This is a genomic window from uncultured Methylobacterium sp., assembly GCF_964251405.1.
Classification (GTDB): domain Bacteria; phylum Pseudomonadota; class Alphaproteobacteria; order Rhizobiales; family Beijerinckiaceae; genus Methylobacterium.
In genome coordinates this window covers 14251-39101 of sequence record NZ_CAXUJR010000008.1, presented here as the reverse complement: position 1 = coordinate 39101, position 24851 = coordinate 14251, and the positions used below count along the sequence as shown (strand labels likewise).

Sequence of the window (24851 nt, the reverse complement as noted above, 5' to 3'; positions counted from 1 at the left end):
GAAGGCCGCTCCAGGCGTGAGCGCATCCTGCGACATGAGATGGGGCGTGGGCGCCGATGATCCACCTACGCAACGCGACTTAGGCCGTCGCGAGATAGGCTCGCCAGCCGCCATGGGCGGTGATCTCCTCCGCGCCGTCGAGGGCATGGGCTTCGCACAGGAAGCCGGAGGCGGCGCTGCCATCCTCCAGGGTGATCTTGCCGATCCCCAGAGGGGCCGGAATGGCAGCGGCGAAGCGGCCGAACGCGGCGGGCGAGAGGCCCCAGACCTCGACGGCGAGACCGGGGCCGGCAAATCCGGGATCGCGCACGAGGCCGGGCTTGGCCGGTTGCGTGCCGGGCAGGGCGTAGAGGCGGTAATCGGGCGCCGTTCGCGTAGCGCGGAGCTGTGTGCCGCCGAGATCGGTGAGCTGGTGGTTGAGGGGCAGGCCCGAGAGATGGGCCCCCACAACGACGAGCGGTATCGCCTCGGGGACCGGGGGCTCCACCCGGCTCGCCTCGGGCAGGGCGGCGTGCCGGTCCACACCCATGCCGGGGCGTGCGGCCCGGTGCAGGGCGTCGGCGAGGATTCCGAGGGCGTCGTCGCTGAAGCCCGGTCCCACCAGGGTGACGCCGCCGGGCAGGCCGTCCGGCCGGAAGCCGGCGGGGATCGCGATGGCGGCGTAGCCGAGCAGGTTGGCGAAGTTGGTGTAGTGCCCGAAATGGCTGTTGAGGCGGATCGGGTCGGCGAGCATCGCCGCCACCGTGTAGGTGGTCGGCGATGTCGGCAGCAGCAGGATGTCGGCCTCGGCGAAGGCGGCCTCGGCGCGCCGGCGCAGCGCTTCGAGCGCATAGCGGCCCTCGAAGGCGTCGACGGCGCTATAATCGTTCGCCGATTCGACGATCGCCCGCACGCTCGGATCGAAGGCATCCGCGTGCTCGGCATGGAACGCCGCCACGGCCGCGAGGCGTTCGGCGACCCAGGGTCCCTGATAGAGAAGCGCCGCCGTCTCGCGGAATGGCGCGTAGTCGAACGGCACCGCGGTGGCACCGAAGTCGGGCAGACGTGCGATGGCTGCGTCGTAGAGCGCCTCGGTGTCGCGGTCGCCATAGAACTCGCGCTCGGCCGGGGCCAGCACGCCGACGCGCAGGCCTTGAGCGGGCAGGGGATGCGGGACTGTCGCCTTCGAGAACGGGTCGCCTGGATCGAACCCTTCCGCGATGCGGCGGATGGCGAGCCCGTCGCCGACGGTCAGCGAAAAGACGCTGATGCAGTCGAGGCTGCGGCAGGCCGGGACGAGGCCGGTGGTGCTGAGCAGCCCCGGCGTCGGCTTGATCCCGACGAGGTTGTTGAAGGCCGCCGGCACCCGGCCGGAGCCGGCCGTGTCGGTGCCGAGCGAAAAGCTCGCCAGCCCCGCCGCCACCGCGACCGCCGAGCCGGAGCTCGACCCCCCGGAGACGTAGTCCGCGTCGAAGACGCTGCGCGGCGCGCCGTAAGGCGAGCGGGTGCCGTTCAGCCCGGTGGCGAACTGGTCGAGATTGGTCTTGCCCGTGACGAGGGCGCCGGCCGCCTTGAGCCGCGCGACGACGGCCGCGTCGGCTCCGGGGGTGTAGGCGAAGGCCGGGCAGGCCGCGGTGGTGGGAAAGCCGGCGACGTCGATGTTGTCCTTGACCGCGAAGGGCACGCCCCAGAGCGGCAGCGAGTTCGGCTCAGGGTGGCGCGCCAACAGGTCCGCGGCGGCCGCGACCAGGGCCTCGCGGCCGACGGGGGTGATGAACACGGCCGGGTCGGTGGACGCCACCATCCGGTCGGCAATCGCACAGGCGAGTTCGACCGGCGTCAGGCGTCCCGACGCGTAGAGGTCACGCAGGGTCGAGAGGTCGAGGATGGCCGGCAGCATCACGTCATGTCTCCTGGATCACCGCCCCGGATCCGCTGCCCTGCAGGGTCTGACCCGGTCCCACCCGGATCTCACGCAGGATTCCCGCCACGGGGAAGGAAAGTGCGGCCGGCGTCCCGGGGGCAAGCGCTACGGGACGGAATCAGGCCAAGCCTCCGGCCATCTCCACGAACTTCGCAACCTCGTCCGCTCCCTTGCCTTCGCGCAACGAGGCGAACACGTAGGGCCGCGCGCCCCGCATGCGCTTCGTGTCGGCCTCCATTACCCCGAGGTCGGCACCGACGAAGGGTGCCAGATCGGTCTTGTTGACGATGAGCAGGTCCGAGCGGGTGATGCCCGGACCGCCTTTGCGCGGGATCTTCTCCCCACCCGCCACGTCGATCACGTAGAGGGTGATGTCGGCGAGCTCCGGCGAGAAGGTGGCGGCGAGGTTGTCGCCACCGGATTCGATCAGGACGAGATCGAGCCGGGGGAAGCGCCGGCGCATCTCGGCCACCGCCGCGAGGTTGATGGAGGCGTCCTCGCGGATGGCGGTATGCGGGCAGCCGCCGGTCTCGACGCCCATGATCCGTTCCTCGGGCAGCGCGCCGGCCACCGTGAGGATGCGGGCGTCCTCCTTGGTGTAGATGTCATTGGTGATCGCGCAGATCTCGAAGCGGTCGCGAAAGCGCTTGCAGAGCTGCTCCATCAGGGCGGTCTTGCCCGAGCCGACGGGGCCGCCGATGCCCACGCGAAGCGGGCCGTTGCGGGAGGTCATGGGCCAAATCCTCATGAGCGGAAGATGCGCGAGTACTGCGTCTCGTGCCGGAACGAGCCGAGATCGAGCCGGAGCGTTGCGCTGCCGAGATCGTCGAGGGTGAGGGCGGGGATCGTCTCGGCCAGGGCCACGACCCGCGGCGTCAGCCCGGCGATCACCCGCGTGCCGGCGCCCTGGCCGACGGGTGCGAGCCGGAGTGCTGCCGACACGAGGTTCTGCATGAAGGCGAGGCCGAAGCCGGAGATCACGGGCGGCAGCGCCATACCGTGGGCGCCGGCCGAGAGACCGAAGGCGACCGGATAGGCGACCTCGGCCGGTAGGGCGTCCGCTAGCCTGGATAACGTCGGATGCGGCCAGGCGACCAGCGTCGCGTCGAGGAAGCTGCGGCCCTGCTGTGTCGTCTCAAGGTGAAGTTCGCGCGAGGGCGCCAGTGCCAGGGCGAGGTCGTTGACCGTCACCAGCCCGTCGGGGTCGGCCTCGCCCGCCGCGCGGTGAGCGTGCGCGGCCAGGATCAGGTCGTTGCGGCCCGAGCCCAGTTCCAGCACGTCCGAAAGCCATCCGGCCAGCGTCGCCTCGTCCCGGACGACTCCGCATTCCACGGCCCATTCGAGCCCGTGCGAGTAGGCGTAGGCCCCGACCGGATAGGTCGGCGACAGCCACGCCATCAGGCGCACCGCTTCAATCATGGGCGTGGTGATGGCCGTGATGGTGGTGCCCGGCGGCCTCCCCGGCATAGGCGCCGCCCTCGGGCCGGAACGGCCGCTCGACTGGCTCGGCCGTGCCGCCCAAGCCCCTCACCATCTCGGCGAGCACGTGGTCGAAGCCGATATAGACGGCTTCATCCGCGATCTCGGCCGGGATGTGGCGGTTGCCGATGTGCCAGATCAGCCGCTTCAGGGCGAGCGGGCTGTCGGCGCGAATCTCCAGCAAGGGCTCGGGCGCGGCCTCGACCCAGACGAGCCGGCCGTCCTCCAGCGCCAGGGCGTCGCCGTCGTCGAGGACGGACGGTTCGGCAAGATCGAGGAGAAAGCTCAGGCCGCCGACGCCACGCATCGCCAGGCGGCGGCGGTGCCGGTCGCCGTGATCGAGGACGATCCGGTCGACGATCTCGCCGGAGGCGAGCGCATCGCGGCGGATGATGCGGGTGGCGCGGATCATCGCGGTCAGGACTGATCCAGGAGGTCGGGTTCCTTGGGGAGGTAACCGAGATCCAGCGTCTGCGCGACCGTAAACGGAGGCTTCTGCGGGAAAAGCGTGAAGTCGATGCCGGTATCCCTGGAAGCGAGCAATCGGCCGGACAGATAGCTCGCCTCGAACGCGCCCGCCGGATGCCGCTTCAAGCTCGGGCTCGCACGCAGGATCAGCGCGATCCGCGTGCGCTGCTCGAACAAGGTTGCCGACCAACTGTTGGTGCGGGCTCCGGGCTGATACTTCCATTTGAGCAAGTGCCCGAGCAGGACGGTCAACCGGCTCTCGATCTCGCGCTTCTCGCTCCCGCCTACGCTCGCCACCTCGTCGATCAGGCTCTCAAGATCGAGTTCGTCGAAGCGGCGTGCGCGCAGCAGTTCGGCCTGCGCCTGCGTCCAGAGGTAGAAATCCCCCTCGTAGGGATCCGCCGCCGGGGGCGGCTTCAATGCGGCCTTCGACATCATGAGGCTCCCGTCACACCGAGCGATCCTACCTCAGAACAGGAAATACCGCTGCGCCATCGGCAGCACCTCGGCCGGCTCGCAGACCAGCAATTCCCCGTCGGCGCGCACGTCGTAGGTCTCCGCGTCGATCTCGATCACCGGCGTCGCGTCGTTGAGGATCATGCTCTTCTTCGAAATGCCACCGCGCACGTTCTCCACCGCGACGAGTTGCTTCTGCACCCCGAGTTTGTCGCGAAGTCCGTCGTCTACCGCGGCTTTCGAGACAAAGGTCAGCGCCGTGGAGAAGGGCACGCGGCCGTAGGCGCCGAACATCGGGCGGTAATGCACCGGCTGGGGCGTCGGGATCGAGGCGTTGGGGTCGCCCATCGGAGCTGCGGCGATGACGCCGCCCTTGATCACGAGGTCGGGCTTCACCCCGAAGAAGGCCGGCGACCACAGGACGAGGTCGGCGAGCTTGCCCGGTTCGATCGAGCCGACGTGCTTCGAGACGCCGTGCGCGATGGCCGGGTTGATCGTGTACTTCGCGACGTAGCGGCGCGCACGCAGGTTGTCGTTGCCCGACGCGTCGCCGGGGAGCGCACCGCGCTGGCGCTTCATCTTGTCGGCCGTCTGCCAGGTCCGGATGACGACCTCGCCGACACGGCCCATGGCCTGGCTGTCCGAGGACATCATCGAGAGGGCGCCGAGGTCATGCAGGATGTCCTCGGCCGCGATCGTCTCCTTGCGGATGCGGCTCTCGGCGAAGGCGAGGTCCTCGGGAATCGACGGGTCAAGGTGGTGGCAGACCATGAGCATGTCGAGATGCTCGTCGATGGTGTTCTTCGTGTAGGGGCGCGTCGGGTTCGTGGACGACGGCAGCACGTTGGCCAGCCCCGCCACCCTCATGATGTCGGGCGCGTGCCCACCGCCCGCGCCCTCCGTGTGGAACGCGTGGATGGTGCGGCCGGCAAACGCCGCGATGGTGTCCTCGACGAAGCCGGATTCGTTGAGCGTGTCGGAGTGGATCATCACCTGCACGTCGTGCAGGTCGGCCACCGTCAGGCAGCAATCGATCGCGGCCGGGGTCGTTCCCCAATCCTCGTGGAGCTTCAGCGCACAGGCCCCGGCCCGGATCATCTCGACGAGGCTCTCGGGCCGCGAGGCGTTGCCCTTGCCGGCAAAGGCCAGGTTCATCGGAAACGCGTCCGCCGCCTCGATCATCCGGGCAAGGTGCCAGGGGCCGGGAGTGCAGGTGGTGGCGAAGGTGCCGTGCGCCGGGCCGGTGCCGCCCCCCAGCATGGTGGTGACGCCCGAGCACAGGGCCTCGTCGATCTGCTGCGGGCAGATGTAGTGGATGTGGCTGTCGAAGCCGCCGGCCGTGAGGATTTTTCCTTCCCCTGCGATCACCTCGGTTCCGGGGCCGACGACGATGTCGATGCCGGGCTGGATGTCCGGGTTGCCGGCCTTGCCGAGCTTGTGGATGCGGCCGCGTACGAGCCCCACGTCGCATTTCACGATGCCCCAATGGTCGAGCACCACCGCGTTGGTGATCACCGTGTCGACCGCGCCGTCTTGGTTGGTGACCTGGGACTGCCCCATCCCGTCGCGGATGACCTTGCCGCCGCCGAACTTCACCTCCTCGCCGTAGATGGAGTGGTCGCGCTCGACCTCGATCACCAGGGAGGTGTCGGCGAGGCGAATCTTGTCGCCGGTGGTCGGGCCGAACATGTCCGCGTAGGCGGCACGGGGGAGGGAGGCGGGGCTATTCGACATGCGGGCTTCCGGTGGATCAGGGTCTCGAACCAAGCCGCGTGAAATCGGCGGGCCAACCGGCTTTCCGGTCGAACGTCAGTGTCGTGTCGCATCCCCCATGCCGATTGATGGCGCCGATGAGGTAATCGCTGAAACCGCCACCGCCCGCCGCGAAGGCGGCGATGGCATCGGCGGCCGCATCACGCCTCTCGATCTCGACATTCGATGCCTCGAACAACCGCCGCAACAGGTCCACCAGAACGGGCTTTCTCTGCTTCAACGGCTTGTTCAGAACCCAGACCGCTTCGGCGAGCACGACGTTGTTGATGAAGAACCGCTCACGGGAATCAGACAGGATGCGCGTGGCGTGAACGACTTGGTCGGGATTGTCGATCGGCCAGACCGTCTCGTCCACGAGCCAGCGTAGCAGCACATTCGTGTCGACACCGATCATCGGCCCTCACCGGGCTCATCGGCGTCGGACGTATCACGTCCGCTCCAGCGGGCCACACGGCTCTCTTCGATCCAGGCGGCGATTTGATCAGTCGTAACCGACTCCGAACATTTACGGACGATGCCGCGCAGATCGGCGAGCGTGGACACCTGCGACTCGAGACGGTATCCGCCGGAATCCTCGACGAAGACGAGCTTGTCGCCTGGTTTGAGATGCATCGCGGAGCGGAGTGGGGCGGGGACGGTGATCTGCCCCTTCGACGTCATCTTGGCCTCGAACCGTCCCATGGCTGCCACTCCTTACGTTCGTTGCAGAATGTAAGGAGTGCACTGGAGAGTCAAAGCCTGCCCATCACCTCGCCCCGGAAGCCATAAACTTCCCGCTTGCCGCCCAGCGGCACCAGCGTCACGGACCGCGTGCTTCCCGGCTCGAAGCGCACCGCGGTGCCCGGCGCGATATCGAGGCGCTGGCCGCGCGCCTTCTCGCGCTCGAAACGCAGGCCGGGATTGACCTCGTAGAAATGGTAGTGCGAGCCGACCTGGATCGGCCGGTCACCGGTATTGGCGACCTGGATCACGGTGCGCTCCGCGCCGTCGTTGAAGACGATGTCGCCGGGCAGCGTCGTCACGGACCCCGGCACGTCGGCACTCGCCGCACCCCGGATCGGGTGGTGGACGGTGACGAGCTTGGTTCCGTCGGGAAAGGTCGCCTCGACCTGGATGTCGTGGATCATCTCGGCGATCCCCTCCATGCACTGATCGGCGGTGAGCACGTGGGCGCCGGCCTGCATCAGCTCGGAGACCGAGCGGCCGTCGCGCGCGCCCTCGACCACCGCATCGGTGATCAGCGCGATCGCCTCCGGGTAGTTGAGCTTGACGCCCCGCGACAGGCGGTTGCGGGCGACCTGGGCGGCCATGGCGACGAGGAGCTTGTCCTTTTCGCGCGGGGTCAGGAGCACGGGCAGGAAACCTTTGTTGGGGCGCCGAAGTCGGCGGCGACAGGCAAGGACCGTGCGCGCCGGTCCGGAACACAGACTCTGCCAGACTCTCGTCGTCGCCGCATCCCGGCCGTCGCGCTCCCGGTGCGGCATGGTCCGGCCCTTTCCCGGTCGTCGCCATGAATTGACAAGACGGCCGGCGCACTCGAACAGCGGGCACACCCGCGCGACGACGAGAGGCGCATGCCGTGACCTACCCCCGCGACCTCGTCGGCTACGGCCGCAGCCCGCCCCATCCGCATTGGCCGAACGACGCGCGGATCGCGGTGCAGATCGTGCTCAACTACGAGGAAGGCGGCGAGAACTGCATCCTCCACGGCGATCCGGCCTCGGAGGCGTTCCTGTCCGAGCTCGTCGGCGCGCAGCCCTGGCCGGGCCAGCGCCACATGAGCATGGAATCCCTGTTCGAATACGGCTCCCGCGCCGCGTTCTGGCGCCTGTGGCGGCTGTTCCAGGCCAGAGGCGTCACCGTCACCGTGTTCGGCGTCGCCACGGCGCTCGCCCGCCATCCCGACATCGCCGCGGCAATGAAGGAAGCGGAGTGGGAGATCGCCTGCCACGGCCTCAAGTGGATCGACTACCGCGACTTCACCCGTGCGCAGGAGAAGGCGCACATGGACGAGGCGATCCGCATCCACACCGAGGTCACCGGGGAACGCCCGCTGGGCTGGTATACCGGCCGCTCCTCGCCCCACACCCTCGACCTCGGGATCGAGGCCGGCTTCACCTATCTGGCCGATTCCTACGCCGACGACCTGCCCTACTGGATCACCGAGCCGAGCGGGCGCGGGCTCGTCGTGCCCTACACGCTCGATGCCAACGACATGCGCTGTGTGGCCGCCCAGGGCTTCAACACCGGCGACCACTTCGCGACCTATCTCTGCGACACCTTCGATGCGCTCTACGCCGAGGGGGCGACCGCGCCCAAGATGATGTCGGTGGGCCTGCATTGCCGCCTGATCGGCCGCCCGGGGCGAATCGGCGCGCTGATCCGCTTCCTCGACCACGTCGCCGCACACGAGGACGTCTGGGTGGCGCGCCGGATCGACATCGCCCGGCATTGGATCGCCCGTCACCCGCCGGCTTGACCGGCCCGTTTCCTGCTCAAGCTCAGACCGACATCTGCCTGGAGTTTCCCCATGACGACGATTTCCATCGACGGCCGCACGCTCGCCGGGCCGGACGTCGTCGCGGTAGCCCGTCCCGATGGCGGCGGGGCCCGCGCGCGCACCGCGATCGAGCCGGAGGCACGCACCAGGATGGAGGCGGCCCGCACCTATATCGACGCGCACTTCATGACCGACGATGCGCCGCTGATGTACTCGTTCAACACCGGGGTCGGCCTGTTCAAGGACCAGCGCGTGCGCATGTCCGACATGCAGGAATACCAGCGCCGGACGGTCTACGCCCACGCCACGGGCGTCGGCGAACCGTTCGATGCCGAGGTGGTGCGCGCCACCATGCTGCTGCGCGCCAACGCCTTCGCGTCGAACTATTCCGGTCCGCGCATCGCCGTGGTCGAGCGGTTGCTCGCCTGCCTGGACGCCGGCCTCGTGCCGGTGATCCCGCAGAAGGGATCGGTCGGCGCCTCCGGGGACCTCGCCCCCTTGGCCCATCTCGCCGGCGCCGTCTGCGGTTTCGCGGAGGCCGAGATGGTCTACGAGGGCAAGCGCCTGCCCGCCCGCGAGGCCCTGGCGCTGGCCGGGCTGGAGCCCGAATTCCCGCTGGAGGCCAAGGACGCCTCGGCCCTGATCAACGGCTCGACCGTCTCCCTGGCGCTGGGCGTGCTGGCGCTGGAGGATGCGAAGAACCTCTTGAAGCATGCCGACATCGCGCTCTCGCTGACCCTCGAATGCCTGCGCGCCGAGACCGCGGCCTTCGATCCGCGCCTGCACGCCGCCCGGCCGCACAAGGGCCAGGCTGCGAGCGCCCGCAACGTGCTGCGCCTGCTGGAGGGCTCGCAGCGCTGCACCGAATCAGCCCGCCACACCCTGTTCCCGGACGAAGCGCGGGCAGCCGGCACCGCGCCGCCGCCACGGGTGCAGGACGTCTATTCCCTGCGCTGCGCCCCCCAGGTCCACGGGCCGGTGCGCGAGGCTTTGGCCTATATCGGCGGCATCATCGGCACCGAGATCAACTCCGCCACCGACAACCCGCTGATTTTCGACGACGGGGAGGGCGGCTATGCCTGCATCTCGGGCGGGCACTTCCACGGCCAGTACGTGGCCCAGGCCATGGATCTCTTGAGCATCGCGATCACCGATCTCGGCTCGATCAGCGAGCGGCGGCTGTTCCGCCTGATCGACCCGACACTGAGCTACGGCCTGCCGCGCAACCTGCTCGCCGGCAAGAAGGGGCTGAACACCGGGTTCGCCACTGTGCAATGCACCCTCTCGGCGCTGGTGATGGAGAACCGCACCCTGTCGAGCCCGGGCTCGGTCGATTCGATCCCGGGCAAGTCCAACGCCGAGGACCACGTCTCGAACTCGACCTGGTGCGGGCGCAAGGCTCGAACGATCGTGGAGAACGCCGAGCAGATCGTGGCCGGCGAGATGCTGATGGCGGCACAGGCTCTCAGCCTCGTTGCCGACCTCGCCAAGGACCATCCGATCGGCAGGGGCACGCAGGCCGCCTTCGACGCGATCCGCGCGGTGATCCCGCCGGCCCTCGACGGCGACCGCTGGTACCACACCGAGATGGTAGACGCCTTGGCGCTCCTGCGTTCGGGCGCCGTCGTCGCGGCAGTGGAGGCGGCACTGGGCGAACTGGAATAGGCCGAAGGCCTGCCGCAAGGCGAACGACGTCGTGACGTCGGGTTGATGCGTTAACGATTTGTTAACCATTCGCTTCGACCTTCCCAGGAAGCGAACGGCTTGTCGGCGAGGACGTCTGCCATGCGTCCCGAGAGTCGTCTGACGATCCCCTCCCGGATGCCGGGTTCTGCCGACGGCTCCGGCGCGACCGTGCTGAATGGCGGGCTCGGTGCTTCGGCCGGCGGGAGGTTCGGCCCGTCGCTGCGGTTCGACATCCCGTCGCTCAGGCTGGTCCTGGCCCTGGTGCTCGGCGCACTCGGGCTCGCCTCGGCCCTTCTGCTCACCACCCTCGTCACCCGCGAAGCCACCGCGCGGCTCGAGGTCGAGATCGCCGCCCAGCTCGAGGAACTGGCCGGTCACATGGCCCGGACCCTCGACCACGGGATGTTCGAGCGCTGGCGCGACATCGAGATCGTGGCGTCCAACGACATGCTGCGCGATCCGGCAGTGCCGCTCGGCGCCAAGCGCACGATGCTGCAGCGCCTGCAGCAGACCTATCCGCTGTACTCGATCGTCGGGCTCATCAGCCCGGAAGGCCGCATCCTGGCCACCAGCAATGGGTTGATCGAGGGCGCGGACGTGTCCCGCCGGGGGTATTTCCTCGACGGCCGCAAAGGTCCCTTCATCGGCGATGTCCATGAAGCGCTGCTGCTGGCCTCGTTGCTGCCGCAGGCGGCGGGCGAGCCCCTGCGCCTCGTCGACATCGCGTCCCCGGTGCTCGGGGCCGACGGCGGCCTCACGGGCGTGGTCGTGGCCCACCTCAACTGGAGCTGGGCACGGGAGGTGGCGCGCTCCTTCACGCTGTCCCTGAAAGGACGGAGAGAGGGCGCGCAGATCCTCGTTCTCGCCCGGGACGGCACCGTCCTGATCGGGCCGCCCGCACTCGAGGGCCGGGCGATCCCGGCGACGCTGCAAGCCTCCCTCGCATCGGCAAGGGAGCAAGACGGCAGCATCGTCGCCGACTGGCCCGACAGCGAGGAGGCCTACGTCACCGCCGTCCAGCCGACGCAGGGCTACCGCACCTATCCGGGTCTCGGCTGGACCGTCGTGGTGCGCCACAGGGCCGACCGCGCCCTTGCGTCGGTGGCCGACCTCCAGTGGAACCTCCTGGTCTTCGGCTCCCTCGTCGCCTGCCTGGCGGCGTGCCTCGCCTGGGTCCTGGCCGGCCGGCTCGCGCGGCCGCTCTGCGACCTCGCCGGGGCGGCGGTGGCGCTCGGCCGCGACGAGCCGCTGCCGGCTCTGCCGCGCTCCATGGTCAAGGAAGGCCGGGCGGTGGCCGAGGCCCTGGTCGCGGCCTCGGCGGAGCTGCGCCGACGCGACGTCGCCCGCGGTCTCCTCGTCGACGAGCTCAACCACCGGGTCAAGAACACCCTCGCCACGGTGCAGTCCCTCGCCGGACAGAGCCTCAAGCTCCTCACCGGCGAGGCGGCCGGGAAGGCGCGCGCGACGTTCGAGGCCAGGCTCCTCGCCCTGGCCCGCGCCCACGATGTCCTCACCCGGGAGAACTGGGCCAGCGCCGACCTGCACGACGTCGTCGCGGAGGTGATCCGCCCTTATGGCGAGGGCGGCGTCACCCGGTTCACGGTCCAGGGACCGCATGTCCGCCTCCTGCCGCGGACCGCGCTCGCCCTGAGCATGGCCCTGCACGAACTCTGCACCAACGCGGCGAAGTACGGGGCGCTCTCGACCGCGGAGGGCGTCGTCGAGATCCGCTGGCACGTGGAGGACGACGCGGACGGCCCGCAACTCGCGCTCGTCTGGCAGGAGCGCGGCGGCCCGCCGGTCACGCCGCCCGACCGGCGCGGGTTCGGCTCGCGCCTGATCGAGCGCGGGCTCGCATCCGAGCTGCGCGGGACGACGCAGATCCGGTTCGAGCACGCGGGCGTGTGCTGCGCGGTGACGGCCTCGCTGGGCGCCGTCCCGGCCTGACGTCGTCGCGGACGGCGAAGCGGCCGGTCGCGGCGCAACGCTGGACCCGGCGCGAACAAATCCGGGATAAGAGCCGCCAGCGCGGTCCCGCCGCGCCGTGGGAGGAACCCGTGCCGTGGCCGCAGACGCACCCAAGCCCTCCGAGCGTCGCCGCCGCAAGGACGGCGAGGCCCGGCGCGAGGCGATCCTCGATGCGGGGCTCGCGGTGTTCTCCGGCGTCGGCCTCCACGGCGCCAGCGTCGAGCAGCTGGCAGAGAAGGCGGGCCTCTCGAAGACCAACCTGCTCTACTACTTCCCCTCAAAGGAGGCGCTCTACCTCGCGGTGCTGCGCAGGGTGCTCGAGATCTGGCTCGACCCGCTCCAGGCGCTCGATGCCCAGAGCGAGCCGGCCGATGCGCTCCGCGCCTATATCCGCACCAAGCTCACCCTTTCGCGCGACGCCCCCCAGGCCTCGCGCCTGTTCTGCCTCGAGATCGTCCAGGGGGCGCCGCTGCTGCGCGCCGAGCTCGAAGGCCCCCTGCGCCGCCTCGTCGACGCCAAGGCGGCGATCCTCTCGGGCTGGATCGCGCAGGGCCGGATCGGCGCCCACGACCCCCATCACCTCGTCTTCTCGATCTGGGCGATCACGCAGCACTATGCCGACTTCGCCGTGCAGGTCGACGCGATCACCGGCCGGGGCCTCGACGACCCGCATTTCTTCGAGCGGACGGTGGCGAGCACGCAAGACCTGATTCTGGGCGGGCTCGGATTGCGCTGAGCGCCGGGCGATCGAATCCCGCAGCCGAATTGAGCAATCCCCGCCGCTCGCGGAGGCAAAGCGAAGAGAGTTTGTGCAGACGGCCGGAATCAGCCCGTTGGAGTTTGACCGTTTGGTCCAGTTCGATATCGTAACCCAACCGAACTCCTCCGAACACCGGGGCTGCCATGAACGTGGGCGTCTTCATCCCGATCGGGAACAATGGCTGGCTCCTCTCGGAGAACGCCCCGCAATACAAACCGAGTTTCGAACTGAACAAGCAGGTGGTGCTGCGCGCCGAGCATTACGGCCTCGATTTCGCGCTCTCGATGATCAAGCTGCGGGGATTCGGCGGCAAGACCGAGTTCTGGGACCACAACCTCGAATCGTTCACGCTGATGGCGGGGCTCGCCGCCGTCACCAGCCGGATCAAGCTGTTCGCCACCGCCGCGACCCTGTGCATGCCCCCCGCCATCACCGCCCGCATGGCCTCGACCATCGACTCGATCTCGGGCGGGCGCTTCGGCCTCAACCTCGTCACCGGCTGGCAGCGGCCGGAATACTCGCAGATGGGCCTCTGGCCCGGCGACGAGTATTTCGCGAGGCGTTACGAGTATTTGGGAGAATATGCTCAAGTGCTGCGTGACCTTTGGGAGACGGGCGTCTGCGATCTCAAGGGCGAGTTCTTCCAGATGGACGATTGCCGCCTGAGCCCGCGGCCGCAGGCCGACATGAAGATCATCTGCGCCGGGCAGAGCTCGGCCGGCATGGCCTTCACGGCGAAATATGCCGACTACAACTTCTGCTTCGGCAAGGGCGTCAACACCCCCACGGCCTTTGCTCCCACGGTGGAGCGGCTGGAGGCCGCCAAGGCCGAGACCGGACGCGACGTCTCCTCCTACGTCCTGTTCATGATCATCGCCGACGAGACCGACGAGGCCGCCCGCTCCACCTGGGAGCACTACAAGGCCGGCGCCGACGGGGAGGCGATCGCCTGGCTCGGGGTCCAGGGAGCGGCCGACACCAAGTCCGGCGCCGACACCAATGTCCGCCAGATGGTCGACCCGACCTCGGCGGTGAACATCAACATGGGCACGCTGGTCGGCTCCTATGCGGAGGTCGCGCGCATGCTCGACGAGATCGCCACCGTGCCGGGCACCGAGGGCGTGCTCCTGGTGTTCGACGATTTCCTGAAGGGGATCGAGGATTTTGGCACCCGCATCCAGCCGCTGATGCAATCGCGCCAGCACCTGTCGCAGGACGGTGCGGCCATGGCGCGAGCCGGCGCCGCCATGACGAAGGTGGCGTGATGCCGGCCGGGTACCACGACCCGCGCGGGCGCCACGGCGGAATCACCCTCTCGGCGCGCCCCGAACCGATCGCCTTCGATGCGGACGCTACCGCCCTCATCGTCGTCGACATGCAGAACGCCTACGCGACGAAGGGCGGCTACCTCGACCTCGCCGGCTTCGACGTCTCGGCGACCGGGCGGGTGATCGACCGGATCGCGCAGGCCGTGGCCGCCGCGCGCGGGGCCGGCATCCGGGTGATCTGGTTCCAGAACGGCTGGGACGCAGACTACGTCGAGGCGGGCGGCCCCGGCTCGCCGAACTGGCACAAGTCGAACGCCCTCAAGACCATGCGGGCTCGCCCGGAGATGAACGAGCGGCTGCTCGCCAAGGGTACCTGGGACTACGCGCTGGTCGACGCGCTCAAGCCGGAGCCCGGCGACATCGTGCTCCCGAAACCCCGCTACAGCGGGTTCTACAACACCGCGCTCGACAGCATGCTGCGGGCACGTGGCATCCGCACCCTGGTCTTCACCGGCATCGCCACCAACGTCTGCGTGGAATCGACCCTGCGCGACGGCTTCTTCCTCGAATATTTCGGCATCGTCCTCGCCGACGCGACCCATCAGGCCGGCCCGGACAGCCTGCAGGCGGGGGCGCTCGCCAACATCGAGACCTTCTTCGGCTGGGTGTCGGACGTGGCGGCGTTCGAGGCGGCGTTGAGCGGGGCGGAGGCGGAATAGGAACTCGCGTCACCTTTGGTCATCCCGGGGCTGCGAAGCAGAGCCCGGGATGACCAGAGTGGTTTGGAGACACGGGCGCGGCGGTCGAGTGGATCGGTGCCGCCCTTCGAGGAGCACCCGACACCATGCCCAAGACCGTGATCATCCCTCCCGGCACCGGCAAGCCGCTCGCCCCCTACGTCCCGGGCACGCTCGCCGATGGGGTGCTCTACGTCTCGGGCACCCTGCCGCTCGACGCAGACGCCAACGTCGTGCATGTCGGCGACGCCTCGGCCCAGACCAGGCACGTGCTCGAGACCATCAAAGGTGTCGTCGAGGCCGCGGGCGGCACCATGGACGACGTCACCTTCAACCACATCTTCCTGAAGGACTGGGCCGATTACGCCGCGATGAACGCCGTCTATGCGAGCTACTTTCCGGGCGAGAAGCCGGCGCGCTACTGCATCCAGTGCGGCCTCGTGAAGCCCGACGCCCTCGTCGAGATCGCCTCGGTCGCCCATCTCGGGACGTCCTGAGATCGTGGCGGCAGCGATCCACCACGAGGTCCACGGCTCGGGCGGCCGCACGGTGCTGCTGTCGTCGGGCTTGGGCGGATCAGCAGGGTACTTCGCGCCGCAGATCCCGGCGCTGGCGGAGCGGTTCCGCGTGGTCGCCTACGACCACCGCGGCACAGGCCGCTCGCCGGGCGCGCTGGAGCCGGGCCACGACATCGCGGCGATGGCACACGATGCGCTCGGCGTGCTCGATGCCCTCGACATCGCCGCCTGCGACGTCGTCGGCCACGCGCTCGGCGGGCTGATCGGGCTGCAAATGGCGCTCATCGCTCCTGAGCGCGTCGGCCGCCTCGTCGTCGTCAACGGCTGGGCCAGGACAGACTCTGCGACGAAGCGCTGCTTTGCCGCCCGCAAGGCCTTGCTCAGCCATGTCGGCCCGGAGGCCTACGTGAGGGCGCAGGCGATCTTTCTCTATCCGGCGCCCTGGCTCTCGCAGAACGCGGACCGGGTCGCTGCCGACGAGGCCCATGCCCTCGCGCATTTTCCGGGGGCCGCCAACACGCTGGCCCGGATCGCGGCGATCGAGGCCTTCGATTTGTCGGACCGGCTGGGTGAGATCGCCGCCGAGACCCTGGCGATGGCGGCCCGGGACGACGTGCTGGTGCCGTGGACGTGCTCGCGGGACCTCGCCGGGGGGCTGCCCGATGCCCATCTCGACCTTGCACCGAGCGGCGGTCACGCCCACAGCGTGACGGAGGCGCCCGCCTTCACCGCTCGCCTCCTCGACTTCCTGGCCACGCGCCGATGATTCCCAAGGCCGCCATGACCGCGACGACCACGACGGAGCCGGTGGAGGCCGGCCCCTATCGGGAGGCGATGGCGCGGCTCGCCAGCGCCGTCCACCTCGTGACCACGCAAGGCGCCGGGGGAAGGGCGGGCTTCACCGCCACGGCCGTGTGCAGCGTCAGCGACGCGCCGCCGACGCTGCTGGTCTGCCTCAACCGCGGCTCCTCGGCCTACGACGCCTTCAGCCGCAACGATGCCCTGTGCGTCAACACCCTGACGGCCGAGCAGGCGGCGGTGGCGGGCGCTTTCGGCGGGCGCACAGCCATGGACGAGCGCTTCGCCTCAGCCAGCTGGGGCACCCTCGCCACCGGCGCGCCGGTGCTCGACGGGGCGCTCGCGGCCTTCGATTGCCGCATCGTCGGCCGCACCAGCGTCGGCAGCCACGACGTGCTGATCTGCGCGGTCGAGGCCCTGGCCGAGCCGGGGGAGGGGGAGGGGCTCGTCTACGCGGCACGGCGGTATCATGCGGTGCCGCTGGTGGCGGATGGCTCCGAGACGGTGGAGCCGCTGCGCCGGCTGGCGTGAGACGCGGGAATCCCCTCCCCCTTGCGGGCAGGGGTTAGGGGTGGGGGTAGTTCCGCTTGCCTCCGCAGCCGGGTCACCCAGCCAGCCCGATCTCCAACTCCTCCCCGCAAGGGGGAGTCGAGTGCGTCGTGCCCACCCTTGTCGCGCCCCGGCCGATGCTGCAAAGCGTCCTCGCCTGAACGCGAACCGAGCCGCCCATGCACGACATCCGCGCCGTCCGTGAGAATCCGGACGCTTTCGACCTCGCCCTGAAGCGGCGCGGGCTCGACCCGCTTGCCGCCGAGCTGATCGGGCTGGACGATGTCCGCAAGACCGCGGTCTCGGGGGCTCAAGCCAACCAGGAGCGGCGCAACGCGCTCTCGAGGGAGGTCGGGGCGGCCAAGAAGGCGAGGGACGAAGCGCGCGCGGCCGAACTCATGGCCGAGGTGGTGCGGCTCAAGGACGAGGCACCGGCCCTGGAAGCGGCGCAGGCCGAAGCGGGGAGGGTGCTCGACGACCGGCTCGCCGCCATCCCCAACAGCCCGAACCCGGAGGTGCCCGAGGGTGCCGACGAGCACGGCAACGTCGAGTACCGCCGCTTCGAGGCACCGCGCCCGCAGCTTGCGACCGGCCGGCAGCATTTCGAGCTCGGCGAGGCCTCGGGCCTGATGGATTTCGAGGCGGCCTCGCGGATGTCGGGCGCGCGCTTCGTGGTGCTCAAGGGCCAGCTCGCGCGGCTGGAACGGGCGCTCGGGCAGTTCATGCTCGACCTGCATACGGGCGAGCATGGCTACACGGAGGTGGCGCCGCCGATCCTCGTGCGGGACGAGGCGATGTTCGGGACGGCCCAGTTGCCGAAGTTTCGGGATGACCAGTTTCGGGCAGGCGAGGAATTCTGGCTCATCCCCACGGCCGAAGTCCCCCTCACCAACCTCGTCCGCGAATCCATCCTCGCGGAAGACGAACTCCCGCTCCGGTTTACCGCCCTCACCCCGTGCTTCCGGGCCGAGGCCGGGTCGGCCGGGCGCGACACCCGCGGGATGCTGCGCCAGCACCAGTTCAACAAGGTCGAGCTCGTTTCCATCACGGCGCCGGACCAGTCGGCAGCCGAGCACGAGCGCATGCTCGGCTCGGCCGAAGCCGTGCTGAAGAAGCTCGACCTGCCCTACCGCGTCATGACGTTGTGTGCCGGCGACATGGGTTTTGCATCCCGGAAGACCTACGACATCGAGGTCTGGATGCCGGGGCAGGAGACATTCCGGGAAATCTCGTCCTGCTCGGTCTGCGGCGACTTCCAGGCGCGGCGGATGAACGCGCGCTACCGCCCCAAGGAGGGCAAGGGCGCGTCTTTCGTCCATACCCTCAACGGGTCGGGCGTGGCAGTGGGGCGCGCCCTGATCGCCGTGATGGAGAACTACCAGAACCCGGACGGCAGCATCACCGTCCCGTCGGTGCTGAAATCCTATATGGGCGGGATCGAACGAATCGAAGGACACAAGGCCTGATGCGCATTCTCGTCACCAACGACGACGGCATTCACGCGCCGGGGCTCGAGACCCTGGAGGGCATCGCGCGGTCGCTGTCCGACGACGTCTGGGTGGTGGCGCCCGAGAGCGACCAGTCCGGCGTCTCGCACTCGCTCTCGCTCAACGACCCGCTGCGCCTGCGCGAGATCGCCGACAAGCGCTTCGCCGTGAAAGGCACGCCGTCCGATTGCGTGATCATGGGGGTGCGCCACATCCTCAAGGACCATGGCCCGGACCTCGTCCTGTCCGGGGTCAACCGCGGCCAGAACGTCGCCGAGGACGTGACCTATTCGGGCACCATCGCGGCGGCGATGGAGGGCACCATCCTCAACGTGAAGTCGATCGCGCTGAGCCAGGCCTACGGGGCCGGGGGACGCGGAGCGATCAAATGGGCCTGCGCCGCCGCGCACGGGCCGGCGGTGGTCAGGAAGATCCTGGAGACCGGGATCGAGCCCGGGATCGTCGTCAACGTCAATTTCCCCGATTGCGAGCCCGAGGAGGTCCGGGGCATCGCGGTCGCCGCGCAGGGGTTCCGCAACCAGGCGCTGCTCGCCATCGACGCCCGCCAGGACGGGCGCGGCAACCCGTATTTCTGGCTGGCCTTCGCCAAGGCGCGGTTCGAGCCGGGCCTCGGCACCGACCTCAAGGCCATCGCCGAGAACCGCATCTCGGTGACCCCCTTGCGCCTCGACCTGACCGACGAGCCGACCCTGACCCGCTTCGCCCTGGCCTTCGAAGTGTAATCGGAGCCGCGCCCGTGACGACCGGCGACGAGGCCGGCGCCATCGAGGACGCGGCCTTCGTGCTCGCGATGCGCGGGCACGGGGTCCGCGACACCGCGGTGCTGCGCGCGATGGAGCGGGTGCCGCGCGAGCGCTTCGCGCCGCGACACCACCGCCATCTCGCGCGACGCGACATCGCCCTGCCGCTCGCCTGCGGCCAGACCATGACCGCCCCCACCGCCATCGCGGCGATGCTGACGGCGCTCGGCCTTCAGCCGGGAGGGCGCGTTCTCGAGGTCGGCACCGGCTCGGGCTACGTCACGGCGCTGCTGGTGAGCCTCGGCGCGGGCCAGGTCCTTAGCATCGAGCGCTACGCCACCCTCGGTGAGGACGCGAGGGAGCGGCTCTCGGTGGACCGCCTGGACGCGGCCGAGGTCGAGATCGGCAACGGCCTGTCGGGGAACGGCCTTTCGAATCGGGCGCCATTCGACCGCATCCTCGTCAACGGCGCCTGCCCGGCGCTGCCCGAGGCCCTCCTGGACAGGCTGGCGACCGGCGGGCGCCTCGTCGGCGTGATCGGCCGGCCCGAGAGCCGCCGCCTCATCGTGGTCGAGCGCGGCCCCGACGGACCCTTTGTCCATCGCCTCGGCGCCGGGCTTAGGTTGGCCCCGCTCACCCCCGGACGGGCCGCGATCCTGTAGTCCGACCCGAGCGCTGCGGAAACGTGGTGAACGGGAACGGTTGCTTAACCTCAATCCCCCTTAACTGAGGTCATCAAGTTGCGTCAGGCTAACGGGTGCGTCGATGCGGGTTCGCGGGACTGGTAGAGGGTTGAAGACGCTGTCGCGCTTCGCGCTCATCGGAGTGATCGGCGGCGGAGCCGCCGCCTGCTCCTCGGATGCGTCGAGGCTGGGGGACCCCTTCGGGAACCCGTTCTCGGCCTCCACGAGCGAGCCGGCCGCCACCGGCAGCCTGCCCGAGGAAGGGCGCAGCGCCCCGATCCGGACCGGACGGGTCGATTCGGAAGCGCTCGGCTCGCCAACAGCGCGGATGTCGCCGCGCCCCAGTGCGACGGCCGCCGCAGCCCCGATGACGCCGGCGACGCGCGTCGCCTCCACGGAGCCGGCCGGCATGGCCTCGGGCATGAACCCCGATGCCGGGCGGACGATGACGACCCGCGCCGCCGCCCCGCCGATGACGATCGCCCCGAAGGCGGCCGACAAGGCCGCGGAGAAGCGTGCCGCCGAGGCCGCCCGCAAGGCAGCCGAGGCCGAGAAGCAGGCCGACGCCAAGAGGGCGGCGGAAGCCAGCAAGCTCGCCGAAGAGCGGAAGCTCGCGGACGCTCGCAAGCTCGTCGCAGAGAGGAAGCTTGCCGAGGCGAAGTCGCAGAAGGAGGCCGAGGCCGCCAAGAAGCACGTGCGGCCGGGCCAGACCCTCGCGAAGGCGGAGGTGAAGGCCGAAAAGCCGGTCCGCAAGATCGAGATCAAGGCAGACGCCAAGGCCGAACCCAAGGGCGAGAAGCCCGATGCCAAGGCGAAGGCCGAGGCTGCCCGCAAGGCGTCAGAGGCCGAGGCCAAGCTCGCCCGCGCCGAGGCGGCGAAGGAAGCGGCCAAGGAGGCTTCGAAGGAAGCCGCCAAGAAGGCCGCCGAGACCAAGGCCGCGGAGGCCGCCGCCAAGGCAGCACCCGTGAAGGTGGCCGCCTTGGCTCCGGAGAAGGTCGAGCCCGCCTCGACCGGCTCGGTCGCCCCGGCCGCACCGGACCAATCGTTCCGCTGGCCCGCCAAGGGCCGCGTCATCGCCGGATACGGCTCGTCGGGCAACGAGGGCATCAACATCGCGATGCCCGAGGGCACGCCGGTGAAGGCCGCCGAGGACGGCACCGTCGCCTATGCGGGCTCCGACGTGAAGGGCTACGGCAAGCTCGTCCTGGTGCGCCACTCCAACGGCTACGTCTCGGCCTACGCCCATAACGGCGAGCTCGACGTTCGCCCCGGCGAGAAAGTGAAGCGCGGCCAGACCATCGCCAAGTCCGGCGCCTCGGGCAACGTGACCTCGCCTCAGCTCCACTTCGAGATCCGCAAGGGCGCGACCCCGGTCGACCCGATGCCGCATCTCGCGAGCAACTGAACCCCGGCCCACGTCAGCAGGCTGGAAAAACGAGGACGCCTCCGAACGGACCCGTTCGGAGGCTTCTTGCTGTCGGGACCGCTATGGCTCGCGCCCGACGGCGGCCCTAATCTTCGTCATCGTCCTCGTCCTCGTCGCGGGATCGGCGCTCGTCACCGCGGCGATCGGAACGGTCGCCGTATCCGAAGCGACGGTCGCCGTAGCCGTCATCGTCCCGGCGATAGCGGCGCTGGCCGTAGCGGCTCCCGCGGTCGTCTTCATCGCCGACCAGTGTGATGACCCGCGTCGTGACGCCGTTCGACGTGGTCGTGCTGGTGTTCGACGAGGTGTTGCCGGCCCAGACGGACGTCGCCGTCAGAAGGGTCAGGGTGGTACAGGCGAGAAACCGTTTCACGGTCAGGACCTCCTCGGTCAGGTATCGTGACGGGAGATCACCACGGCGCGGATGAACGGCCCCTGAGCCCTCTTCAGTCCAGCCGTTGCCCGAGCCGTCCGGCGAGATCCTGGATGTACTGGAAGGCGGCGCGGCCCGAGCGCGAGCCCCGGGTCACGGCCCATTCCAGCGCCTCGGCGCGCACGGTCGTCGGATCGGCCTTGAGATCGTGGCGCGCCACGTAAGTATCGATCATGGCGAGGTATTCGTCCTGGCTGCATTTGTGGAAGCCGAGCCAGAGGCCGAAGCGGTCCGACAGCGAGACCTTCTCCTCCACGGCCTCGCCGGGATTGATCGCGGTGGAGCGCTCGTTCTCCATCATTTCGCGGGCGAGCAGGTGGCGCCTATTGGAGGTCGCGTAGAAGAGGACGTTCTCCGGCCGTCCCTCGATGCCGCCGTCGAGCGCCGTCTTGAGCGACTTGTACGAAGTGTCGTCGCCATCGAAGGAGAGATCGTCGCAGAACACGATCCACCGGTGCGGGTCGGCGCGAAGGGTGGCCATCAGGTCCGGCAGCGCCTCGATGTCCTCGCGATGGATCTCCACGAGCTTGAGCGGCCGCTCCCCGCCCGAGCGCGTCGCGTTGATCTCGGCCTGCACTGCCTTGACGAGCGACGACTTGCCCATGCCGCGCGCCCCCCAGAGCAGGGCGTTGTTGGCGGGCAGGCCGTTGGCGAAGCGCGTCGTGTTGGCGAGCAGCGTGTCGCGTGCCCGGTCGATGCCGGTGAGGAGCCCCATCGCGACGCGGTTGACCTTGGGAACGGGGATCAGCCGCCGCTCGGGCCCCCACAGGAACGCGTCGGCGACGGTCAGGTTCGGCGAAGCCGCGGCGGCGGGGGCCGCACGCTCGAGGGCTGCGGCGATGCGCTCGAGCAGCGGAAGGATCGCATCGCGAAGGTCGGTCGGGGGGAGGGCGGTCATATCGGTCGTCCTGACGCGTCGAGAGCGGCCTCCATAACGGCTCGACACCGGGAAATCACTGCGGCGATCACGAGATCGGGCACCCCAGGCGCCCTCGCCGCAGCCGGGCGGCGTTGCTTTCGGGTCGCCCGTGGCTATAGTCCGCGCGCTTTTTGACAAGCCCGGCGGCGCCGTGAAGGCGGGCCGGGCTTGCGTCGCTTTTTGCGGACGCCCCGCATTTCGGCAGACGTCCCGCACCCAGAAGGAGTATCGCGTGTGATCACCCCCGCCTTCGCACAAGCGGCCGGCCCCGCTGCTGGCGGAGCGGACATCGCCTTGCAGGTGGTGCCGTTCGTCCTCATCTTCGTGATCATGTACTTCCTGATCCTCCGCCCGCAGCAGCGCCGCGTGAAGGAGCATCAGAGCATGGTCAAGAACGTGCGCCGCGACGATACCGTCGTCACCACCGGCGGCATCGTCGGCCGCGTCACCAAGGTCGCGGACGAGGCCTCCGAGCTCGAGGTCGAGATCGCTCCGAACGTGCGCGTCAAGGTCGTCCGCACGATGATCGCGGAAGTCCGCGTCAAGGGCGCCCCGGTCAAGGCAGCATAAAGCCTTGCCTTAGCATGCCGGCGCAAAAGTCGGCATGAGAACAAGAAACGGAAAACGGCGGATGCTACGCTTCTCGAGAACCAAGATCGTCACGACCCTCGCGATCATCCTGATCGGGCTGAGTCTGGCCGTGCCGAGCTTCTTCTCGCCCGAGCAGCGCAGGGGCTTCATGGCCTCCCTTCCGGGCTGGTTCCCGAGCTGGATCGTCCCGACCCGGGCGATCGTGCTCGGGCTGGATCTCCAGGGCGGCTCGCAGATCCTGCTCGAGATCGACCAGAACGACCTCCTGCGGTCCCAGACCACGGGCCTGCGCGACGACGTCCGCCGGATCCTGCGAGAGGCTGGCGTGACGCCGGAGGGCGGCATCCAGCTCATCCCGCGCGGCGTGCAGGTGCGAGTCTCGGACCCGGCCAACCGCGCCAAGGTCCTGCCGAAGTTCCGCGAGCTGTCCCAGCCGGTCTCGAACGCCCTCGTCAGCCAGTCCGGCGGGCAGACGCTGGAGGTCGGCGACCGGCAGGACGGCCTCGTCCAGCTCACCCTGACCGAAGCCGGGCTGACCGACCGGACCCGCCGGGCCGTGACGCAGGCCATCGAGGTCATCCGCCGCCGCATCGATTTCGGCGGCACCAAGGAGCCCTCGATCCAGCAGCAGGGGGCCGACCGCATCCTGGTGCAGGTGCCCGGTCTGCAGGACCCGCAGCTCCTCGAACAGCAGCTCGGCAAGACCGCGAAGCTCGAATTCCGCATGCTCGCCGATTCGCCCTCGGGCGACGTCGACCTCCTGCCTTCCAAGGACGAGGCTGGCGCGCGGGTGCCGGTCGAGCGCCGGATCATGGCCGATGGCGGCGATCTCACCGACGCGCAGCCCGCCTTCGACCAGCAGACGCAAGAGCCGATGGTGAGCTTCAAGTTCAACCTGAAGGGCGCTCAGCGCTTCGGTCAGGCGACGTCGGAGAATGTCGGCCGCCGCATGGCGATCGTCCTCGACAACGAGGTGGTCTCGGCCCCGCGCATCAACACGCCGATCACCGGCGGCTCCGGCCAGATCACCGGCAACTTTACCGTCAGCCAAGCCAACGACCTCTCGGTGCTGCTGCGCGCCGGTGCCCTGCCGGCCAAGCTCACCGTGGTCGAGCGCCGCGTCGTCGGACCTGGCCTCGGCCGCGATTCCATCCAGGCCGGCAAGTGGGCGACGCTGGCCGCCGGCGTGCTCGTCATCGCCTTCATGTTCGCGACCTACGGGGTGTTCGGCTTCTTCGCCAACATCGCGCTCATCGTCCATGTCGGCCTCATCCTCGGCCTGATGTCGGTGCTGGAAGCAACCATGACCCTGCCGGGCATTGCCGGCATCGTGCTCACCATCGGCACGGCGGTGGATTCCAACGTGCTCATCTACGAGCGCGTGCGCGAGGAGGTTAGGGCCGGGCGCTCCATCGTCTCGGCGCTTCAGGCGGGCTTCGACAAGGCGTTCGCCACCATCATCGATTCGAACTCGACCATGGCGATCGCCGCCGTGATCCTGTTCTTCCTCGGCTCCGGCCCGGTGAAGGGCTTCGCCGTGGTGTTCATCCTCGGCATCCTCACCACCGTCATCACCGCCGTCACCCTGACGCGCATGATGATCGCGCTGTGGTACAATTACGCTCGGCCGAAGGCCTTACCGTTCTAGGACGGGATTGCCGTTCCAGGACGGAGCTGCCGTTCTGGAA

General features: G+C 69.3%; 25 protein-coding genes and 1 pseudogene. 15 read left to right on the top strand and 11 right to left on the bottom strand.

Going from position 1 to position 24851, the window contains the following annotated elements; all coding sequences use genetic code 11:
• Window positions 1–79 precede the first annotated feature (79 nt).
• From atzF to ACFE7U_RS02895, 9 genes are all read right to left on the bottom strand, one after another.
• On the bottom strand, window positions 80–1879 hold the full coding sequence (gene atzF, locus ACFE7U_RS02935) for an allophanate hydrolase (RefSeq protein WP_375408255.1): 1800 nt from the start codon (window positions 1877–1879) through the stop codon (window positions 80–82).
• A 142-nt stretch (window positions 1880–2021) separates the two neighbouring features.
• Entirely contained in the window at window positions 2022–2636 is a 615-nt protein-coding gene (ureG, locus tag ACFE7U_RS02930) for an urease accessory protein UreG (protein ID WP_375408232.1), read from the bottom strand.
• 11 nt (window positions 2637–2647) lie between these two features.
• Window positions 2648–3322: an urease accessory protein UreF gene (locus tag ACFE7U_RS02925; RefSeq protein WP_375408231.1), complete on the bottom strand. Its 675-nt coding sequence runs from the start codon at window positions 3320–3322 to the stop codon at window positions 2648–2650.
• Window positions 3315–3794 carry an urease accessory protein UreE gene (locus ACFE7U_RS02920; RefSeq protein ID WP_375408230.1) on the bottom strand — a complete coding sequence of 160 codons (480 nt, stop codon included), beginning with the start codon at window positions 3792–3794 and terminating at the stop codon, window positions 3315–3317. Before ACFE7U_RS02920 ends, ACFE7U_RS02925 begins: the two co-directional genes overlap by 8 nt.
• Before the next feature lie 5 nt (window positions 3795–3799).
• The gene (locus ACFE7U_RS02915) at window positions 3800–4288 is read right to left on the bottom strand and encodes a DUF29 domain-containing protein (RefSeq protein ID WP_375408229.1); all 489 of its coding nucleotides are present in this window, start codon (window positions 4286–4288) and stop codon (window positions 3800–3802) included.
• Between the two features lie 30 nt (window positions 4289–4318).
• Window positions 4319–6040 (bottom strand): urease subunit alpha, encoded by a 1722-nt coding sequence (gene ureC / locus ACFE7U_RS02910; RefSeq protein ID WP_375408228.1) that lies wholly within the window; start codon window positions 6038–6040, stop codon window positions 4319–4321.
• Between the two features lie 16 nt (window positions 6041–6056).
• Window positions 6057–6473 carry a PIN domain-containing protein gene (locus ACFE7U_RS02905; protein ID WP_375408227.1) on the bottom strand — a complete coding sequence of 139 codons (417 nt, stop codon included), beginning with the start codon at window positions 6471–6473 and terminating at the stop codon, window positions 6057–6059.
• A complete protein-coding gene (locus ACFE7U_RS02900; RefSeq protein WP_375408226.1) occupies window positions 6470–6760 on the bottom strand; it encodes an AbrB/MazE/SpoVT family DNA-binding domain-containing protein in 291 nt (96 codons plus the stop codon). Before ACFE7U_RS02900 ends, ACFE7U_RS02905 begins: the two co-directional genes overlap by 4 nt.
• 50 nt (window positions 6761–6810) lie before the next feature.
• On the bottom strand, window positions 6811–7431 hold the full coding sequence (locus ACFE7U_RS02895) for an urease subunit gamma (RefSeq protein WP_375408225.1): 621 nt from the start codon (window positions 7429–7431) through the stop codon (window positions 6811–6813).
• A gap of 227 nt (window positions 7432–7658) precedes the next feature.
• On the opposite strand from ACFE7U_RS02895, the pseudogene puuE reads away from it, so the two are divergent.
• The 13 genes and pseudogenes from puuE to ACFE7U_RS02830 form a co-directional block, all read left to right on the top strand.
• A pseudogene (gene puuE / locus ACFE7U_RS02890) lies at window positions 7659–8549 on the top strand (allantoinase PuuE); the annotation flags it as partial.
• A gap of 60 nt (window positions 8550–8609) precedes the next feature.
• A complete protein-coding gene (hutH, locus tag ACFE7U_RS02885; protein WP_375408224.1) occupies window positions 8610–10244 on the top strand; it encodes a histidine ammonia-lyase in 1635 nt (544 codons plus the stop codon).
• 120 nt (window positions 10245–10364) lie between these two features.
• The gene (locus tag ACFE7U_RS02880) at window positions 10365–12212 is read left to right on the top strand and encodes a sensor histidine kinase (protein ID WP_375408223.1); all 1848 of its coding nucleotides are present in this window, start codon (window positions 10365–10367) and stop codon (window positions 12210–12212) included.
• Window positions 12213–12327: 115 nt separating this feature from the next.
• Window positions 12328–12969 (top strand): HTH-type transcriptional regulator RutR, encoded by a 642-nt coding sequence (gene rutR, locus ACFE7U_RS02875; RefSeq protein WP_375408222.1) that lies wholly within the window; start codon window positions 12328–12330, stop codon window positions 12967–12969.
• Window positions 12970–13136: 167 nt separating this feature from the next.
• Complete coding sequence (gene rutA, locus ACFE7U_RS02870; protein ID WP_375408221.1) at window positions 13137–14258, top strand: pyrimidine utilization protein A; 1122 nt, start codon at window positions 13137–13139, stop codon at window positions 14256–14258.
• The gene (rutB, locus tag ACFE7U_RS02865; protein WP_375408220.1) at window positions 14258–14980 is read left to right on the top strand and encodes a pyrimidine utilization protein B; all 723 of its coding nucleotides are present in this window, start codon (window positions 14258–14260) and stop codon (window positions 14978–14980) included. Before rutA ends, rutB begins: the two co-directional genes overlap by 1 nt.
• Window positions 14981–15105: 125 nt before the next feature.
• Window positions 15106–15495, top strand: a complete 390-nt coding sequence (gene rutC, locus ACFE7U_RS02860; protein WP_375408219.1) for a pyrimidine utilization protein C — start codon at window positions 15106–15108, stop codon at window positions 15493–15495.
• A 4-nt stretch (window positions 15496–15499) separates the two neighbouring features.
• Window positions 15500–16282 carry a pyrimidine utilization protein D gene (gene rutD, locus ACFE7U_RS02855; RefSeq protein WP_375408218.1) on the top strand — a complete coding sequence of 261 codons (783 nt, stop codon included), beginning with the start codon at window positions 15500–15502 and terminating at the stop codon, window positions 16280–16282.
• Window positions 16283–16296: 14 nt separating this feature from the next.
• On the top strand, window positions 16297–16845 hold the full coding sequence (locus tag ACFE7U_RS02850) for a flavin reductase (protein ID WP_375408217.1): 549 nt from the start codon (window positions 16297–16299) through the stop codon (window positions 16843–16845).
• A 197-nt stretch (window positions 16846–17042) separates the two neighbouring features.
• Window positions 17043–18329: a serine--tRNA ligase gene (gene serS / locus ACFE7U_RS02845; RefSeq protein WP_375408216.1), complete on the top strand. Its 1287-nt coding sequence runs from the start codon at window positions 17043–17045 to the stop codon at window positions 18327–18329.
• A complete protein-coding gene (gene surE / locus ACFE7U_RS02840; protein WP_375408215.1) occupies window positions 18329–19093 on the top strand; it encodes a 5'/3'-nucleotidase SurE in 765 nt (254 codons plus the stop codon). Before serS ends, surE begins: the two co-directional genes overlap by 1 nt.
• A 68-nt stretch (window positions 19094–19161) precedes the next feature.
• Window positions 19162–19773: a protein-L-isoaspartate O-methyltransferase gene (locus ACFE7U_RS02835; protein WP_375408254.1), complete on the top strand. Its 612-nt coding sequence runs from the start codon at window positions 19162–19164 to the stop codon at window positions 19771–19773.
• A 103-nt stretch (window positions 19774–19876) separates the two neighbouring features.
• The gene (locus tag ACFE7U_RS02830) at window positions 19877–21199 is read left to right on the top strand and encodes a peptidoglycan DD-metalloendopeptidase family protein (RefSeq protein WP_375408214.1); all 1323 of its coding nucleotides are present in this window, start codon (window positions 19877–19879) and stop codon (window positions 21197–21199) included.
• A gap of 106 nt (window positions 21200–21305) precedes the next feature.
• On the opposite strand, the gene ACFE7U_RS02825 is transcribed toward ACFE7U_RS02830, so the two are convergent.
• Complete coding sequence (locus tag ACFE7U_RS02825; protein ID WP_375408213.1) at window positions 21306–21593, bottom strand: hypothetical protein; 288 nt, start codon at window positions 21591–21593, stop codon at window positions 21306–21308.
• A gap of 73 nt (window positions 21594–21666) precedes the next feature.
• Window positions 21667–22551 carry an ATP-binding protein gene (locus tag ACFE7U_RS02820; protein ID WP_375408212.1) on the bottom strand — a complete coding sequence of 295 codons (885 nt, stop codon included), beginning with the start codon at window positions 22549–22551 and terminating at the stop codon, window positions 21667–21669.
• A 255-nt stretch (window positions 22552–22806) separates the two neighbouring features.
• Here ACFE7U_RS02820 and yajC point away from each other — a divergent pair, with 255 nt between their 5' ends.
• Both yajC and secD read left to right on the top strand, forming a co-directional pair.
• Complete coding sequence (gene yajC / locus ACFE7U_RS02815; RefSeq protein WP_375408211.1) at window positions 22807–23142, top strand: preprotein translocase subunit YajC; 336 nt, start codon at window positions 22807–22809, stop codon at window positions 23140–23142.
• Window positions 23143–23203: 61 nt separating this feature from the next.
• Window positions 23204–24811, top strand: a complete 1608-nt coding sequence (gene secD / locus ACFE7U_RS02810; RefSeq protein ID WP_375408210.1) for a protein translocase subunit SecD — start codon at window positions 23204–23206, stop codon at window positions 24809–24811.
• Window positions 24812–24851: the final 40 nt, after the last annotated feature.